The sequence below is a fragment of the Streptomyces sp. NPDC027962 genome, assembly GCF_055566095.1.
Genome location: NZ_JBVHTA010000006.1, coordinates 64,975 through 80,042 on the forward strand (window position 1 = coordinate 64,975; position 15,068 = coordinate 80,042).

Consider the following 15,068-nt stretch of genomic DNA (forward strand, 5'->3'; position numbering starts at 1 on the left):
CTCAGTCCGAAGCACGGACCGCCTCGGTCGTGCTGTGGGCACAAGTCAGGCACGCACGTCCCGCTCGTGCACTTCCTTCAGGACCGCCGACACCGCCGCGAAGTCGTTGTCCACGTGGAGCACGGTGTGCCCGTGGTGCATCGCTGTCGCGCACACCAGGAGATCGATTGCGCCGGCGGCGCGATGCTGCCCGCGTTGAGTGAGTTTGTACTGGGCGGTGTCGACCCAGCGCCAGGCGTTCTTCGGGACTGGCGAGAGCTGACACAGGGCGTCCAACTCCTCGGCGAGCTCGTCCCGGTGAGTCGGACTGGTGGCCGAGTAGAGGAACTCCGCCCTCGTGGGCTCACAGACATGAAACACGCCAGCGGCGATGTGCCCTTCCCATGACTGCAAGGCTCCCGGCGTACGGAACAGGTGCCACAGAGCCGACGTATCGAGGAGATACGTGATCACTCGAAGGCCGCCCGCCGCGCGCGCTTTGCAGCCTCATGCGCGGCCGCCGCAGCCTCGAACTCGCCCCGCTCGCCCCTTGCGGCCAGCTTCTCGGCCGCCTCAAGCCTCCTGATACGGGCAACGTAGTCCCGCAGGGCAGCGTTGACGGTCTCCTTCTTCGTGGACGCGCCCATCAGGCGCATCGCCTCAGTCAGCGCCTCGTCATCGAGGTCAATCTGGGTAACGGACATACCGATCACCCCATCCCACGTGTCCATGATGTACATACCCAAGGTACATCACCAACATTCGCCACGCGGCACCCTTCGAGCAAGATCGACGCACGCACGAGTCGCCGGACGCATTCGAGACCCGCAGGCTCCGCCCACTGTGGGCGACAAGTCGCTCGTTCGCGATCACATCTCATGCCACACAAGGCACGTCAGGCATCGGTGAATTTGGGACACACCGCGTCCACTACGCGTCCACTGGATCTTGGTCTGAACGAATGAACGGGGGCCACCACTCTGGAGTGGTGGCCCCCGTTCTCACGTTTCAGCAGGTAGAAACGGTTCTCTGGGAGATCTCTGGAGTGGGGCGGGTGGGACTCGAACCCACGGCCGACGGATTATGAGTCCGCTGCTCTAACCGGCTGAGCTACCGCCCCTAACGGCGCGTCGCGCACATTTGTGCGCGCCGTCTGCCGCAGCATAGCCGGTCATACGATCTCCTGCTCCGCATGGTCGGCAACGCTCAACCATCAGGACTGCGGCTGCCGCTCGCGCGGTTCCGGATGTTGCCCGGAACAGACCGAACGGGCTGCGAGAGAGATGAGCGGGCGCTGCGGGAGGGATGAGCGGGCAATGAAAAAGGGCCCCACGAGGGCCCTCTTCCGATCTGCTCCCCCGGCTGGACTCGAACCAGCAACCCTCCGGTTAACAGCCGAATGCTCTGCCAATTGAGCTACAGGGGATCGCGCTCCCCCGACTGGACTCGAACCAGTAACCTGCCGGTTAACAGCCGGCTGCTCTGCCAATTGAGCTACAGGGGATTGCTGCGTGTGCACCGAACGTACCTACCCGGGGCTCCCCAGGGGGCGTGCGCTCGCTGCGACACATACATTAGCGCAAGCAGGGGGGTGCTCCGCCAATCGGTATGGCACCGGGTGATCACGGGCCCTGACGGGTAGGCGGGCAGCACCGACGCAACGGAAGGGTGTCACCCATGCGGTACAAGCTCACGTTCGTCGCCGGACTGGCCATCGGCTTCGTACTCGGGACACGGGCCGGGCGCGAGCGCTACGAACAGCTTAAGAAGTCCGCGCGGCAGATCTCGCAGAACCCGGCGGTGCGCAACGCCGCCGAGTCCGCCGCGCACAACGGTCGCGAGGCGGCGGGCAAGGCCTTCCATGCGGTCAGCGACAAGGTCGGCGACCGCATGCCGGAGTCCGTGGCGGAGCGGGTGCGGGCACTCAAGGAGCGGGGCTCCGGCACCGAGGACGACTGGGGAACCACGAACACCTGACATGAACGGCCCCGGACACATGGCGCGGCGGTCCGGGGCCCGGAGGACGCGCAGCAGTCGGTGACGTCACGCAGGCCACGGCCCGTGTGACGTCACCGACTGCTCGCGTACGGCAGAATTCCGGCCATGGGGATAGTCGCCGGGTTGGACAGTTCGTCGGGGTTCACGCGCATCGTCGTCTGCGACGCGGACACGGGCGCCGTACTGCGCCAGGGGTACGCGCAGCACCCCGTCGAACCCAAGGCCACCGAGATCGATCCGCAGGCCTGGCTGCTGTCGCTCGGGGAGGCCGCCACCGGCGGCCTGCTCGAGGGGGTGCAGGCCATCGGTGTCTCTGCGCAGCAGGACGGCCTGATCACGCTGGACGCGCAGGGCGGCATCGTGCGCCCCGCGCTGGTCGGCAACGACAAACGCGCGCAGGTCGCCGCGGCCGATCTCATCGACGCGCTCGGCGGCCGGCAGGCCTGGGCCGAGGCCGTCGGTTCCGTGCCGCAGTCCTCGCAGCCCGTGGCGAAGCTCCGGTGGCTGGCGCGGGCCGAGCCGGAAGCCGCACTCCGCGTCGCGTCCGTCATGCAGGCGCACGACTGGCTGGTGTGGCAGCTGCTGGGGCGGCCGGCCCGCAGGACCACGGACCGCGGCGGCGCCTCCGGCACCGGTTACTGGTCGGCGGGCACGGGCGGCTATCGACCCGACCTCGTCGAGCTCGCGCTCGGGCACCAGTGCGCGCTGCCCGAGGTGCTCGGCCCCGCGGAGGCCGCGGGCACCACACCCGAGGGGCTGCTGATCTCCGCGGGGACCGGCGAGACCATGGCGGCCGCCTTCGGTCTCGGCGTGGGCGTCGGCGACGCGGTCGTGTCGCTCGGCGCGTCCGGTTCCGTGATGGCCGTGCACCACGAGGCGCTGGCCGACCAGAGCGGAATGATCACCTCGTTCGCGGACGCCACCGGAATGCATCTACCGGTCGTGCACACGCTCAACGCCGTCCGGGCGCTGCGCGGGACGGCCGAGCTGCTGGGGGTGGCCGATCTCCAGGAGCTCTCCGCGCTGGCGATGAAGTCGACGCCCGGTTCGTCCGGACTGGTGCTGCTGCCGTACCTGGAGGGCGAGCGGACACCGCAGCTGCCGCACACCGCAGGCACACTGACCGGACTGCGTCGCGAGTCGATGAAGCCTGAGCATCTGGCACGGGCGTCCTTCGAGGGCATGCTCTGTTCGCTCTCGGACGCGATGGACGTGCTGCGCGGGCGCGGCGTCGAGGTGCGCCGGGTGTTCCTGCTGGGGGCGGCCGCGGAACTGCCCGCCGTACAGGCGCTCGCTCCGGCGATCTTCGGTGCGCAGGTCGTCGTGCCGCAGCCGGCGGACTACGCGGCGCTCGGCGCGGCGCGTCAGGCCGCTTGGGCCCTGGGCGCCGCGCAGGGCACGCTGTCGCCGCAGGCGCCGCCGGCCTGGCAGGGCGCGGCTGCCCAGGTGCTCGAGCCGGGCGAGGAGCCGGCGGTCGGTCAGGCGGTGCGCCAGCAGTACGGGGCGACGCGGGACCAGATCCATCCCGGGGCGTTCACCGCCGGACCGTGAGGGACGATCGCCGCCGCACCCGCACCGTGAGGGACGATCGCGCAGGAGGCCCGGTCCGGTCGTACCGGAGCTCAGGTCGTACAAGCTGTTCTTGACCGGGGCTTGGGGAAAACTCCTGGGGTTCGCCGACCGGGTGTCGGAAGATGGGGTGACCCCCGATCTTGCCGAGCCCGAGAGACAGCGCGTGCTGATACGACTGCTGCGGACCTATCTCAGTCCGTACAAGAGACCCCTCGCCTACCTGGTGGCGCTGCAACTGCTGCAGACCAGCGCCACCCTCTATCTGCCCACCCTCAACGCAGACATCATTGACAACGGTGTCGTGAAGGGGGACTCGGGCTACATCCTGGCCGTCGGTGCCCTCATGATCGGAATCAGCATTGTCCAGGTGCTCGGCAACATAGGGGCCGTCTTCTACGGAGCACGGACGGCGGCCGCGCTCGGCCGCGACGTCCGGGCCGACGTCTTCGGCCGGGTGCAGAGCTTCTCCGCCCGTGAGGTCGGCCACTTCGGGGCGCCGTCGCTCATCACCCGTACCACCAACGACGTCCAGCAGGTCCAGATGCTGGTGCTGATGGCGTTCACGCTGATGGTGTCAGCGCCGATCATGTGCGTCGGCGGCATCGTGATGGCGCTTGGCCAGGACGTGCCACTCTCGGCGGTGCTGCTGGCGGTCGTCCCGGTGCTCGGCATCTGCGTCTCGCTGATCGTGAAGAAGATGCGGCCGCTGTTCCGCACCATGCAGGAACGGCTCGACACCGTGAACCGCGTACTGCGCGAGCAGATCACCGGCAACCGCGTGATCCGCGCGTTCGTGCGCGACGAGTACGAGAAGAAGCGCTTCCGCGGGGCGAACGAGGACCTGACCGATGTGTCGCTGTCCACCGGCCGGCTGATGGCGCTGATGTTCCCGACGGTGATGACGGTCGTGAACATCTCTTCGGTCGCCGTCATCTGGTTCGGCGCGCACCGCATCGACAGCGGCGACATACAGATCGGTGCGCTCACCGCGTTCCTCGCGTATCTGATGCAGATCGTGATGGCCGTGATGATGGCCACCTTCATGTTCATGATGGTGCCGCGTGCCGAGGTCTGCGCCGAGCGCATCCAGGAGGTGCTGGACACCGACTCGAGCGTCGTCCCGCCGACCGCTCCCGTCCGGGAGCTGCGCGGCCGCGGTCAGCTGGAAATGCGCGGCGTCGACTTCCGCTACCCGGGCGCCGAGGAGTCGGTGTTGCACGGCATCGGCCTGGTGGCGCGCCCCGGCGAGACGACCGCGATCATCGGCTCGACGGGCAGCGGCAAGTCGACGCTGCTCGGACTGGTTCCGCGGCTGTTCGACGTGACGGGCGGCGAGGTGCTCGTCGGCGGGGTCGACGTGCGGAAGCTGGACCCGGTGCTGATGGCGAGGACCGTCGGGCTCGTGCCGCAGAAGCCGTACCTCTTCTCCGGGACGGTGGCGACCAACCTGCGCTACGGAAAGCCGGACGCGAGCGATGAGGAGCTGTGGGCGGCGCTCGAAGTGGCCCAGGCGGCCGAGTTCGTGCGCGCCCTGGAGGGCGGGCTGAACGCACCCATCGCCCAGGGCGGTACGAACGTCTCCGGTGGGCAGCGCCAGCGGCTGGCCATCGCGCGGACGCTGGTGCAGCGGCCGGAGATCTATCTGTTCGACGACTCCTTCTCCGCACTCGACTACGCGACGGATGCGGCGCTGCGCGATGCGCTCGCCCGCGAGACCGCGGAGTCGACGGTGGTGATCGTCGCCCAGCGTGTGTCGACGATCCGTGACGCGGACCGGATCCTGGTCCTGGACGAGGGACAGGTCGTGGGGGCGGGCAGCCATCACGAGCTGATGGAGAGCAATGAGACGTACCGAGAGATCGTGCTCTCGCAGCTGACGGAGGCTGAGGCCGCATGAGCGGGCCGGGTGGACGCATGATGACGGGGCCCGTCGAGCGGTCGATGGACTTCAAGGGCTCGGGCAAGCGGCTGCTGCGGCAGCTGGCGCCGGAGCGGGCGACGCTGTGGGTGATGCTCGCGGCCGGGGTGCTGAGCGTCGCCTTCGCGGTGGTCGGACCGAAGATCCTGGGCACGGCGACCGACCTGATCTTCGCCGGCGTCGTCGGCCGGCAGATGCCGGAGGGTGCGTCGAAGGAGCAGGCCCTCGACGGCATGCGGCGAAGCGGCGACGACGGCCTGGCCGACATGCTCTCCCGCGTGGACTTCACGCCGGGCGAGGGCATCGACTTCACCGCCGTGGGGAACGTCCTGCTGCTGGCGCTCGCGGTGTTCGTGGCGGCCGGGCTGACGATGCTCGTGGCGACGCGGCTGTCGATCAAGGTCATCAACCGGACCGTGTACCGCATGCGGGAGGACGTGCAGGCGAAGCTGTCGCGGCTGCCGTTGTCGTACTTCGACAAGGCCAAGCGCGGCGAGGTCCTCAGCCGGGCCACCAACGACATCGACAACATCTCGCAGACCCTGCAGCAGACGATGGGCCAGCTGATCAACTCGCTGCTCACGATCGTCGGCGTGCTGGCGATGATGTTCTGGATCTCCCCACTGCTGGCTCTGGTCGCGCTGGTGACGGTGCCGCTGTCGGTGTTCGTCGCGGCGAAGGTCGGAAAGCGGTCGCAGCCGCAGTTCGTGGCGCAGTGGAAGTCGACGGGCGCGCTCAATGCCCATGTCGAGGAGATGTACACCGGCCACGCGCTGGTGAAGGTCTTCGGGCGCCAGGAGGAGTCGGCGAAGGGGTTCGCTGAGCAGAACGACGCGCTGTACGAGGCCTCGTTCAAGGCGCAGTTCAACAGCGGAATGATGCAGCCGCTGATGTTCTTCATCTCCAACCTGAACTATGTACTGGTGGCGGTCGTCGGCGGTCTGCGGGTCGCGTCGGGCTCACTGTCCATCGGTGACGTGCAGGCCTTCATCCAGTACTCGCGGCAGTTCTCCATGCCGCTGACACAGGTCGCGTCGATGGCGAATCTGGTGCAGTCGGGTGTCGCCTCGGCCGAGCGGATCTTCGAGCTGCTGGACGCGGAGGAGCAGGAGAAGGACGCGCCGTCCGCCGAGCGTCCCGAGCGGTCGGAGCATTCGGAGCCGTCCCGGGGCCGGGTCTCGCTGGAGAACGTGACCTTCCGCTACGAGCCGGACAAGCCGCTCATCGAGGACCTGTCGCTGAAGGTCGAGCCGGGACACACCGTCGCGATCGTCGGCCCGACCGGCGCGGGCAAGACCACGCTCGTCAATCTGCTGATGCGGTTCTACGAGGTGACCGGCGGGCGGATCTCGCTCGACGGGATGGACATCGCCAAGATGTCCCGGGAGGACCTGCGTTCGGGCATGGGGATGGTGCTGCAGGACACCTGGCTGTTCGGCGGCACGATCGCGGAGAACATCGCGTACGGCGCTTCGCGGGAGGTGACCCGCGAGGAGATCGAGGAGGCGGCACGGGCCGCGCACGCCGACCGGTTCATCCGTACGCTGCCCGACGGCTACGACACCGTGATCGACGACGAGGGCTCGGGCGTAAGCGCCGGCGAGAAGCAACTCATCACCATCGCACGGGCGTTCCTGTCCGACCCGGTGATCCTGGTGCTGGACGAGGCGACGAGCTCGGTCGACACGCGTACGGAGGTGCTGATCCAGAAGGCGATGGCGCGGCTGGCGCACGGCCGGACCAGCTTTGTCATCGCCCACCGGCTCTCCACCATCCGGGACGCGGACGTGATCCTGGTGATGGAGGACGGCTCGATCGTCGAACAGGGCAGGCACGAGGAGCTGCTGGCGTCCGGCGGGGCGTACGCGCGGCTGTACTCGGCGCAGTTCGCCCAGGCCGTGGTCGAAGTGGACTGAGAGGTGCGGCCCTTCGGGGTTGCACCGAACGGGCCCGGACCGCCCTGCGCGGCGGTGCGGGCCCGTTCCGCATGCGGGCCCGTTCCGTGCGACGCGGGACCGTTTTCATGTGCATGCCCCGCGTGCGGGTCAGTCCAGGTAGCCGCGGAGCTGGTCCGCGAAGGCGTGGTCGCGAAGCTTGTTGAGGGTCTTCGACTCGATCTGGCGGATGCGTTCCCGCGTCACGCCGAAGAGTCGGCCTATCTCCTCGAGGGTGCGCGGGCGGCCGTCGTCGAGGCCGTAACGGAGTTGGACCACCTTGCGTTCGCGCTCGCCGAGCGTGGACAGCACCGCTTCCAGATGCTGGCGCAACAGCAGGAACGCGGCGGACTCCACGGGGGAGGTCGCGTCGCCGTCCTCGATGAGGTCGCCGAGCGCCACGTCGTCCTCCTCGCCCACCGGGGCGTGCAGGGACACCGGTTCCTGGGCCAGCCGCAGCACCTCGCTGACCCGCTCCGAGGTCAGTTCGAGGTGCGCGGCCACCTCTTCGGGGGTGGGCTCGTAACCCCGCTCCTGGAGCATGCGGCGCTGGACCCGCACCACGCGGTTGATCAGTTCGACGACGTGGACGGGCACCCGGATCGTGCGGGCCTGGTCCGCGAGCGCACGTGACATGGCCTGGCGGATCCACCACGTCGCGTACGTGGAGAACTTGTAGCCGCGGGCGTAGTCGAACTTCTCGACCGCCCTGATCAGGCCGAGGTTTCCCTCCTGGACCAGGTCGAGCATCGTCAGCCCGCGGCCCACGTACCGCTTGGCGACGGAGACCACGAGGCGGAGATTGGCCTCGATGAGGCGGCGTTTCGCCATCCGGCCCATGACGACGAGGCGGTCGAGGTCGACGGCCAGTTGGGAATCCGGGTCGGATGTGGTCGCGAGGCGCTCCTCCGCGAAGAGCCCGGCTTCGACCCGGCGGGCGAGCTCGACCTCCTCGGCGGCCGTGAGCAACGGGATGCGTCCGATCTCCCGCAGATACTGGCGGAAGAGGTCGGAGGACGGACCGCCGGAGTCGGCGGTGTTCCTCCGTGCGGGCCTGGGCGGCTCCGGCAGCTCCACCAACTCTTCGTTCACGCTTCCCGGCACGGCGTCGGGGTGCCCGGCGGGCAGGCCCTGCGCGGGCACCTGCCCGGCAACGGCGACGGCCGCATCGGTGAGGATCTGGGTCTGCACGGGGCGACCTCCAGGGTGATCGCTGCCGGTCGGGGGGCGGGGGCTACTCCGAGGGCTCAGGCACCGCCAACCAGTGTGGGGTACGACACATCGCTGCCACGAGGGGCGTGCGGTGACTTTCTGAGACCCGTGCGTGACCGGCCGGTTACTCGGATGCCCTCATGTGTGGTGATCTGACAGGATCGGCCGGTGCGTGAGACCGACGAACACGAGTACGACAGCGAGACCCAGGGCGCGTACGAGACGCATGTGACCGTCCGCTGTGAGGACACGGCCGGGGTGCGCCGGCTCGACGCGTGGCAGCCGCGGCAGGGCTCAAGGCGACCCACATCGTGCTGGCGCGCGGCCGGATGTCGCAGCCGATGCTGACCCTGCGCGGCCACCGGGGATACGCCGCGCAACGGGTTGCGGCCGACGGGCTCGCGCCGCCCTGACCGCGCTCGCCGTCCGGCACGGCGCCCATCTGTCGTGGAACGCCCGCCGCACGGTGGCGCGTCGCAGTCCGGTGCGCTACAGCGCCGCCGCGCCCTGGTTGCGCAGTGACTGGGCGTACTGCTGGAGCACCCACAGCTCGTTCGCGACCGCCGCGTACTTCTCCGGGTCCGCGTTGCCGCCCAGGCGGGCCATCGTGCCCTGGACGTCGCGGATGCGGCGGTCGACCGCGCGCAGGCGGACCTGGACGAGCTGGACGCCCGCGTACATCTCGTCGACCGTGCGCGCGTGCACCGCTTCCACGGCGAGCTCGGTGACCAGCGCGCGGACGGTGTCGTTGGGAGCGGCGTCGCGGACGCGGGCGAGGTAGCCGGAGGTCTCGTGCGTCCCCTGTTCGGCGCCGCCCGCCTCCTCGATGGTCTGGCGCACCGCTGCGTACGGCGGGGCCGTGAACTCGTCGATGCCGTAGGCGTCGAACGCCGGGGAGACCAACTCCGGGTGCTGGAGGGCGAGTTTGAGCAGCTCGCGCTCGGTTCGGTGGGCGGGGCTGCGCAGGTTGATCGCCGGGCCGGAGGCCGCCGCCGGTGGCTGCGCCGGGGTGTCGTACGCGCGCGGCCGGCCAGGCCGGTCCTGTCCGCGGCCGCCTGCGCCGCCGCGCTCGCGGGCCCAGCGGGCCAGCTGGGCGACCCGCTTGACCACGAACTGGGTGTCCATGATCCCGAGAATGCCGGCGAGTTGGACCGCCGACTCGTGCTGGATGGCGACGTTCTTGATGCCGGCGACGATCGGGGCGGCCTCGTCGAGAGCTGCGGCTCGGCCCGCGGGTGTCTCCAGGTTGTGCCGGGTCACCACGTGCCGGATCGCGAACTCGAAGAGCGGGGTGCGCGACTCGACGAGCTTCTTGACCGAGTCGTCGCCCTCCGCGAGGCGCAGCTCGCAGGGGTCCATACCGCCGGGGGTGATCGCGATGGAGGTCTCGGCAGCGAACTTCTGGTCGTCCTCGAAGGCACGCAGGGCTGCCTTCTGCCCGGCCGCGTCGCCGTCGAAGGTGAAGATGACCTCCGCGGTCGCGTTGTCCATCAGCAGTCGGCGCAGGATCTTGATGTGGTCGCCGCCGAACGCCGTGCCGCAGGTGGCGATCGCGGTGGTGACGCCCGCGAGGTGGCAGGCCATGACGTCCGTGTAGCCCTCGACGACGACGGCCTTGGTGGTGCGGGCGATCTCCTTCTTGGCCAGGTCGATGCCGTAGAGCACCTGCGACTTCTTGTAGATCCCGGTCTCTGGGGTGTTCAGGTACTTCGGGCCGTTGTCGTCGTCGCGGAGCTTGCGCGCGCCGAAACCGACGACCTCGCCGGTGATGTCCCTGATGGGCCACATGAGCCGGCCGCGGAAGCGGTCGATGGGGCCGCGGCGGCCCTCTTGCGAGATGCCGGAGAGCAGCAGCTCCTTGTCGCTGAAGCCCTTGCCGCGCAGATAACGCGTGAGGTGGTCCCAGCCGGCCGGGCTGTAGCCCACGCCGAAGTGCTGGGCGGCGGCCTGGTCGAAGCCGCGCTCGGCGAGGAACTTCCGGCCGATCTCCGCCTCCGGACCGTCCAGCTGCTCCACATAGAACTGGGCGGCGATCTTGTGGGCCTCGACCAGCCTGATCCGCTCGCCGCGCTGGTGGGTCGGGTTGTAACCGCCCTCCTCGTAGCGCAGGGTGATGCCCGCCTGGGCGGCGAGGCGCTCGACCGTCTCGGAGAACGAGAGATGGTCGATCTTCATCACGAAGGAGATCGTGTCGCCGCCCTCCTGGCAGCCGAAGCAGTGGAAGAGACCCCTGCTCGGGCTGACCTGGAAGGAAGGGGACTTCTCGTCGTGGAAGGGGCACAGGCCCTTGAGGTTTCCACCGCCGGCGTTGCGCAGCTGGAGGTACTCGGAAACGACGGCGTCGATCGGGACCGCGTCCCGGACCGCCTTCACGTCGTCATCGTTGATCCTGCCTGCCACGCGTGAATTCTACGGTGGTGCGGCGACACTCCGGTCAGCCGGCCAGATCGGTGAGCGGCACGTTCGGATCGCCCAGGGTCTGGGGGTCCGTACGTGCCCCGGAGCGGATCAGCTGCTGGATCGGCGCGGTGACGTCCCACACGTTGACGTTCATCCCGGCCAGCACCCGGCGGTCCTTGAGCCAGAACGCGATGAACTCCCGCTTTCCGACGTCGCCGCGGAGCACCACCTGGTCGTAGGAGCCGGGCGGGGCCCAGCCCGAGTACTCCGTCCCCAGGTCGTACTGGTCGGAGAAGAAGTAGGGGACGCGGTCGTAGGAGATGTCCTGGCCGAGCATGGCGCGGGCGGCGGCCGGGCCGCCGTTCAGCGCGTTCGCCCAGTGCTCGACGCGCAGCCGGGCACCGATCAGCGGGTGCCGGGCGGCGGCGACGTCGCCCGCGGCGTAGATGTCGGGGTCGGAGGTGCGCAGGCTCTCGTCGACGGCGATGCCGCCGCCGTGTGCCCGGTCGGCGAGCGCCAGGCCCGCGGACTCGGCGAGCGCGGTGCGCGGAGCGGCTCCGATCGCGGCGAGGATTTCGTGGGCCGGGTGTTCCTCGCCGTCGTCGGTACGGGCGGCGAGGACCATTCCGTCCTGCCCGGTGATCTCGGTGAGGCGGACGCCGAAGTGGAAGCGGACGCCGTGGTCGCGGTGCAGTTCGGTGAAGAACTGGCCCAGCTCGGGGCCGATGACCTGGTGGAGGGGGGTGGCCTCCGGTTCGATGACCGTGACCTCAGCGCCGTATCCGCGGGCGGCCGCCGCGACCTCCAGGCCGATCCAGCCGGCACCCGCGATGAGCAGGTGGCCGTTGTCGCGGCCGAGCGCGCCGAGCACGTGCCGCAGCCGGTCGCCGTGGGCGAGACGGCGCAGATGGTGGACGCCGGCGAGGTCGGTGCCGGGGATGTCCAGACGGCGGGGCTCGGCGCCCGTGGCGAGCAGCAGCTTGTCGTACTGAAGGACGGTGCCGTCGCCGAGGCGCACCGCGTGGGCCTCGCGGTCGACGGAGACGACCGTCTGGCCGAGGTGCAGCTCGATGTCGGCCCGGGCGTACCAGCCGGGCTCGTGGACGAAGACGCTGTCGCGCTCGTCCTTGCCGACCAGATAGCCCTTGGACAACGGCGGCCGTTCGTACGGGTGGTCGCGCTCGTCGCCGACGAGGATCACTCGTCCGGTGAACCCCTCGGCACGGAGGGTCTCGGCGGCTTTGGCTCCCGCCAGCCCACCGCCGACGATGACGAATGTCCTGTGTGCGTCGACCACGTGATGCCTCCTCGTTACTTCTCCGCAGCGCAGTCTTCAGCGAGCGTCCCGCACTGAGCGGTACGGCGGAAGAGGGAGTACCCCTCGGCATGTCAAAACCGGACGATTCACTCGGCGCTCACTTGGAGCGCCGTTCGCAGCGCCGTGCTCAGCGCCGGGTCGTGAGACGGGCGTGCAGGGTGCGGGCGGAGGCGTCGGTCAGATTCGCGATCTGGTCGACGATCACCCGCTTGCGCGACCGGTCGTCCGCCGCCGTCTCGAACATCGCGCGGAACTGCGGCTCCAGTCCCTCCGGCGCACGCGCCGTGAGCGCCTCCGCCAGCTCTGCGAGCACGATGCGCTGGTCGGCGCGGAGCGCCTCCTGCTCGGCGCGCTGCATCACATAGCGGTCGGCGACGGCCTTCAGCACGGCGCACTCGTTGCGCGTGGAGCGCGGAACGACCAGCTCCGCCGCGTACCGCGTGAGGCTGCCGTCGCCGTACGCCTGACGGGTCGCGCCCTCCGCTGCGAGCGCGAACCTGCCGATGAGCTGGCTGGTGGCGTCCTTCAGCCGCGCCTGGGCGACCGCGGAGCCGTCGTAGTGATGCGGCCACCACACCTGGTCGACGAGCCGGTCGAGCGCGTCGGACAGCTCCTGCGGGTCGGTGTCCTCGGGTACGTACCTGCCGATGGCCACCGACCAGATGCCGGCGCGCTCCGTCTCCGAGTCGAGGCAGTTGGGGTCGATGTGCCCGGCGTGCAGGCCGTCCTCGAAGTCGTGCACCGAATACGCGACGTCGTCGGACCAGTCCATCACCTGGGCCTCGAGGCACTTGCGGTACGCGGGGGCACCGGCACGCGCCCACTCGAAGACCGGCAGATCGTCCTCGTAGACCCCGAACTTCCCCGAACCGGGCTCGGTGGGGTGACCGCCGCGCGGCCAGGGGTACTTGGTGGCGGCGTCGAGCGTGGCCCGGGTGAGGTTCAGTCCGACGCTGACAGGCTCGCCCCCCTCCGTGTGCACGAAGCGCTTGGGCTCGATTCGGGTGAGCAGGCGCAGGGACTGGGCGTTGCCCTCGAAGCCGCCGCAGTCCAGGGCGAACTCGTTGAGCGCCTGCTCACCGTTGTGGCCGAACGGCGGGTGGCCCATGTCGTGCGCGAGGCACGCCGCCTCGACAAGATCCGGGTCGCAGCCGAGGGCCGCGCCCAGCTCGCGCCCGACCTGGGCGCACTCCAGGGAATGCGTCAGCCGGGTGCGGGGGCTGGCGTCCCAGGCGTGGCTGCGGGTGCCGGGTGTCACCACCTGGGTCTTGCCCGCGAGGCGGCGCAGCGCGGAGGAGTGCAGTACGCGTGCCCGGTCGCGCTGGAAGGCCGTGCGGCCCGGGCGCTTGTCCGGCTCGGCCGCCCAGCGCTCTGCGGCCGCGTCGTCGTAGCCGGTGCCGGTGTCCGGCCCGGTGCCGGTGTCCCGGCCGGTGTCTGCGGTGCTGGTGGTGCCGTCCATGCACCGAAGGTAACCGGAGCGGCCGACAGCCGGGGCCTACGCGGCGGACAGTTCCAGCCGTTGGGCGGTCCGTGAGCTGCCGGGAAGACAGCGCGCCTCGTCGTAGCGGTGCAGCAGCAGCCTGGCGACGGCGGGGTGCGTGCCCAGCGGCTCCGCGGCGATCCAGGGCGCGGCGGCGGCGCTGCGGGTGGAGAACAGGCCGGGCGCGGTGAAGTACGAGGCGACCGCGATCCGGTGACGGCCGCGGGCCGTCAGCGCGCGGATCGCGGCGGGGACGGTGGGCGCGAGGGCGGAGGCGTACGCGGCGACGACCGGTACACCACCGAGCCTCTCGCCGAGCATCTCCGCCATGCGCCGGGTGTCCTCCGCGGACTCCGGGTCGCGCGAGCCTGCGGACGCGAGCACGACACCCGCGCTGCGGCTCGTGCCGTCCTCGGCGCTCCAGCCCGCCTGGGCCAGGCGGGAGAGGAGCGCCTCCACGAGGAGCGGATGCGGGCCCAGCGGGCGGGCGATGCGAATGTCGGCGCCGGGTGTCCGCGCGGCGGCCTGCGGGAGGTCGTGCTTGACGTGGTGGCCGCGGCTCAGCAGGAGCGGCACGAGCACGGCGGGACGGTTCGCGGACCCGGCGAGGATGTCGGACAGCAGCGGCTCGTTCAGCTCGATGTGGCCGAGACGGACGTCGAGCCCTGGCCGGAGCTCGCGGACGCGGTCGAGGAGAGCGGAGACGGTCAGCAGGGCACGCGGGTCACGGCTGCCGTGGGCGACGACGACAAGTGCGGGGCCGCTCTCGGGGCCGGCGGGGGTGGGGCGGCTGGGGGGCATGCGTGGCGGGTTCCGTTCAGTCGGACGTGACTCAGCTGGGTGCCGAGCTGAGCGGTGATACGCGTGAGCATTTCGACGGCGGTGTCGAAGTGGACGGCGGTGTCGGCGGCGTCGGCGACCGCGCCGGAGGCGGCGCTGGGGAGGGGCGGGGACTCACGAAGGTGTTCCGGCTCCGTCATGGACCGATGGTGACGGGTGGAGGTTGCGGGGTTGTTGCGTGAGGGTGACGGGTCTTTGCCGGGGCCTCACGGGCGGGGCGAGCCACCGGGGCGGTCTCCCGCCCGGGGGCTGCCCCGTGGCGGCGGGGGGTGCTGCGGAGCGTCTCCCGGGGGCTCCGCCGGCGCCCCACGCGTCACGCCCCTGCGACCGTGGCCGCCGTGGGCGGTACCCGCGACGCGGCTGGCAGTTGCCTGCGGAGCCGGACCTGCCGGCGGAGCCGGTTTCGCGGAACGAACC

At 70.3% G+C, this 15,068-nt stretch carries 11 protein-coding genes, 3 tRNA genes and 1 pseudogene; 5 read left to right on the top strand and 10 right to left on the bottom strand.

Annotated elements, in window-relative coordinates:
• Positions 1–45: 45 nt before the first annotated feature.
• The 5 genes from ACZ4SA_RS07745 to ACZ4SA_RS07765 form a co-directional block, all read right to left on the bottom strand.
• Entirely contained in the window at positions 46–453 is a 408-nt protein-coding gene (locus tag ACZ4SA_RS07745; RefSeq protein ID WP_468270942.1) for a PIN domain-containing protein, read from the bottom strand.
• On the bottom strand, positions 450–683 hold the full coding sequence (locus ACZ4SA_RS07750; RefSeq protein ID WP_307717858.1) for a type II toxin-antitoxin system VapB family antitoxin: 234 nt from the start codon (positions 681–683) through the stop codon (positions 450–452). Before ACZ4SA_RS07750 ends, ACZ4SA_RS07745 begins: the two co-directional genes overlap by 4 nt.
• 342 nt (positions 684–1,025) lie before the next feature.
• Positions 1,026–1,099, bottom strand: a tRNA-Ile gene (locus tag ACZ4SA_RS07755).
• Positions 1,100–1,332: 233 nt separating this feature from the next.
• Positions 1,333–1,405: transfer RNA gene (locus ACZ4SA_RS07760), tRNA-Asn, on the bottom strand.
• A 5-nt stretch (positions 1,406–1,410) separates the two neighbouring features.
• Positions 1,411–1,483, bottom strand: a tRNA-Asn gene (locus tag ACZ4SA_RS07765).
• Positions 1,484–1,656: 173 nt separating this feature from the next.
• Between ACZ4SA_RS07765 and ACZ4SA_RS07770 the strand changes: the two genes are divergently transcribed.
• The 4 genes from ACZ4SA_RS07770 to ACZ4SA_RS07785 all read left to right on the top strand — a co-directional run bounded on the left by ACZ4SA_RS07770 (position 1,657) and on the right by ACZ4SA_RS07785 (position 7,383).
• A complete protein-coding gene (locus tag ACZ4SA_RS07770; RefSeq protein WP_468270944.1) occupies positions 1,657–1,956 on the top strand; it encodes a YtxH domain-containing protein in 300 nt (99 codons plus the stop codon).
• A 126-nt stretch (positions 1,957–2,082) separates the two neighbouring features.
• Positions 2,083–3,528, top strand: a complete 1,446-nt coding sequence (locus ACZ4SA_RS07775; RefSeq protein ID WP_468270946.1) for an FGGY family carbohydrate kinase — start codon at positions 2,083–2,085, stop codon at positions 3,526–3,528.
• Positions 3,529–3,712: 184 nt separating this feature from the next.
• Positions 3,713–5,446 (top strand): ABC transporter ATP-binding protein, encoded by a 1,734-nt coding sequence (locus ACZ4SA_RS07780; protein WP_468270948.1) that lies wholly within the window; start codon positions 3,713–3,715, stop codon positions 5,444–5,446.
• On the top strand, positions 5,443–7,383 hold the full coding sequence (locus ACZ4SA_RS07785) for an ABC transporter ATP-binding protein (RefSeq protein WP_468270950.1): 1,941 nt from the start codon (positions 5,443–5,445) through the stop codon (positions 7,381–7,383). Before ACZ4SA_RS07780 ends, ACZ4SA_RS07785 begins: the two co-directional genes overlap by 4 nt.
• A 129-nt stretch (positions 7,384–7,512) precedes the next feature.
• On the opposite strand, the gene ACZ4SA_RS07790 is transcribed toward ACZ4SA_RS07785, so the two are convergent.
• The gene (locus ACZ4SA_RS07790; protein WP_468270952.1) at positions 7,513–8,592 is read right to left on the bottom strand and encodes an RNA polymerase sigma factor; all 1,080 of its coding nucleotides are present in this window, start codon (positions 8,590–8,592) and stop codon (positions 7,513–7,515) included.
• A 296-nt stretch (positions 8,593–8,888) separates the two neighbouring features.
• Between ACZ4SA_RS07790 and ACZ4SA_RS07795 the strand changes: the two genes are divergently transcribed.
• On the top strand, positions 8,889–9,026 hold the full coding sequence (locus ACZ4SA_RS07795) for a hypothetical protein (protein ID WP_468270954.1): 138 nt from the start codon (positions 8,889–8,891) through the stop codon (positions 9,024–9,026).
• Positions 9,027–9,102: 76 nt separating this feature from the next.
• Here ACZ4SA_RS07795 and dnaG read toward each other — a convergent pair whose 3' ends face one another.
• From dnaG to ACZ4SA_RS07815, 4 genes and pseudogenes are all read right to left on the bottom strand, one after another.
• Complete coding sequence (gene dnaG, locus ACZ4SA_RS07800; RefSeq protein ID WP_468270956.1) at positions 9,103–11,013, bottom strand: DNA primase; 1,911 nt, start codon at positions 11,011–11,013, stop codon at positions 9,103–9,105.
• A gap of 34 nt (positions 11,014–11,047) precedes the next feature.
• Positions 11,048–12,310, bottom strand: a complete 1,263-nt coding sequence (locus tag ACZ4SA_RS07805) for an NAD(P)/FAD-dependent oxidoreductase (protein ID WP_468270958.1) — start codon at positions 12,308–12,310, stop codon at positions 11,048–11,050.
• A gap of 148 nt (positions 12,311–12,458) precedes the next feature.
• Positions 12,459–13,790 (bottom strand): deoxyguanosinetriphosphate triphosphohydrolase, encoded by a 1,332-nt coding sequence (locus tag ACZ4SA_RS07810; RefSeq protein WP_468270960.1) that lies wholly within the window; start codon positions 13,788–13,790, stop codon positions 12,459–12,461.
• A 36-nt stretch (positions 13,791–13,826) separates the two neighbouring features.
• Positions 13,827–14,791 (bottom strand): annotated as a pseudogene (locus tag ACZ4SA_RS07815) (sirohydrochlorin chelatase).
• Positions 14,792–15,068 lie beyond the last annotated feature (277 nt).

Excerpts from the sequence above, each read along its gene's own strand:
- ACZ4SA_RS07785 (WP_468270950.1), top strand. The coding sequence starts at position 5,443 with ATGAGCGGGCCGGGTGGACGCATGATGACGGGGCCCGTCGAGCGGTCG.
- ACZ4SA_RS07775 (WP_468270946.1), top strand. The coding sequence starts at position 2,083 with ATGGGGATAGTCGCCGGGTTGGACAGTTCGTCGGGGTTCACGCGCATC.
- ACZ4SA_RS07750 (WP_307717858.1), bottom strand. The coding sequence starts at position 683 with ATGTCCGTTACCCAGATTGACCTCGATGACGAGGCGCTGACTGAGGCG.
- ACZ4SA_RS07770 (WP_468270944.1), top strand. The coding sequence starts at position 1,657 with ATGCGGTACAAGCTCACGTTCGTCGCCGGACTGGCCATCGGCTTCGTA.
- ACZ4SA_RS07810 (WP_468270960.1), bottom strand. The coding sequence starts at position 13,790 with ATGGACGGCACCACCAGCACCGCAGACACCGGCCGGGACACCGGCACC.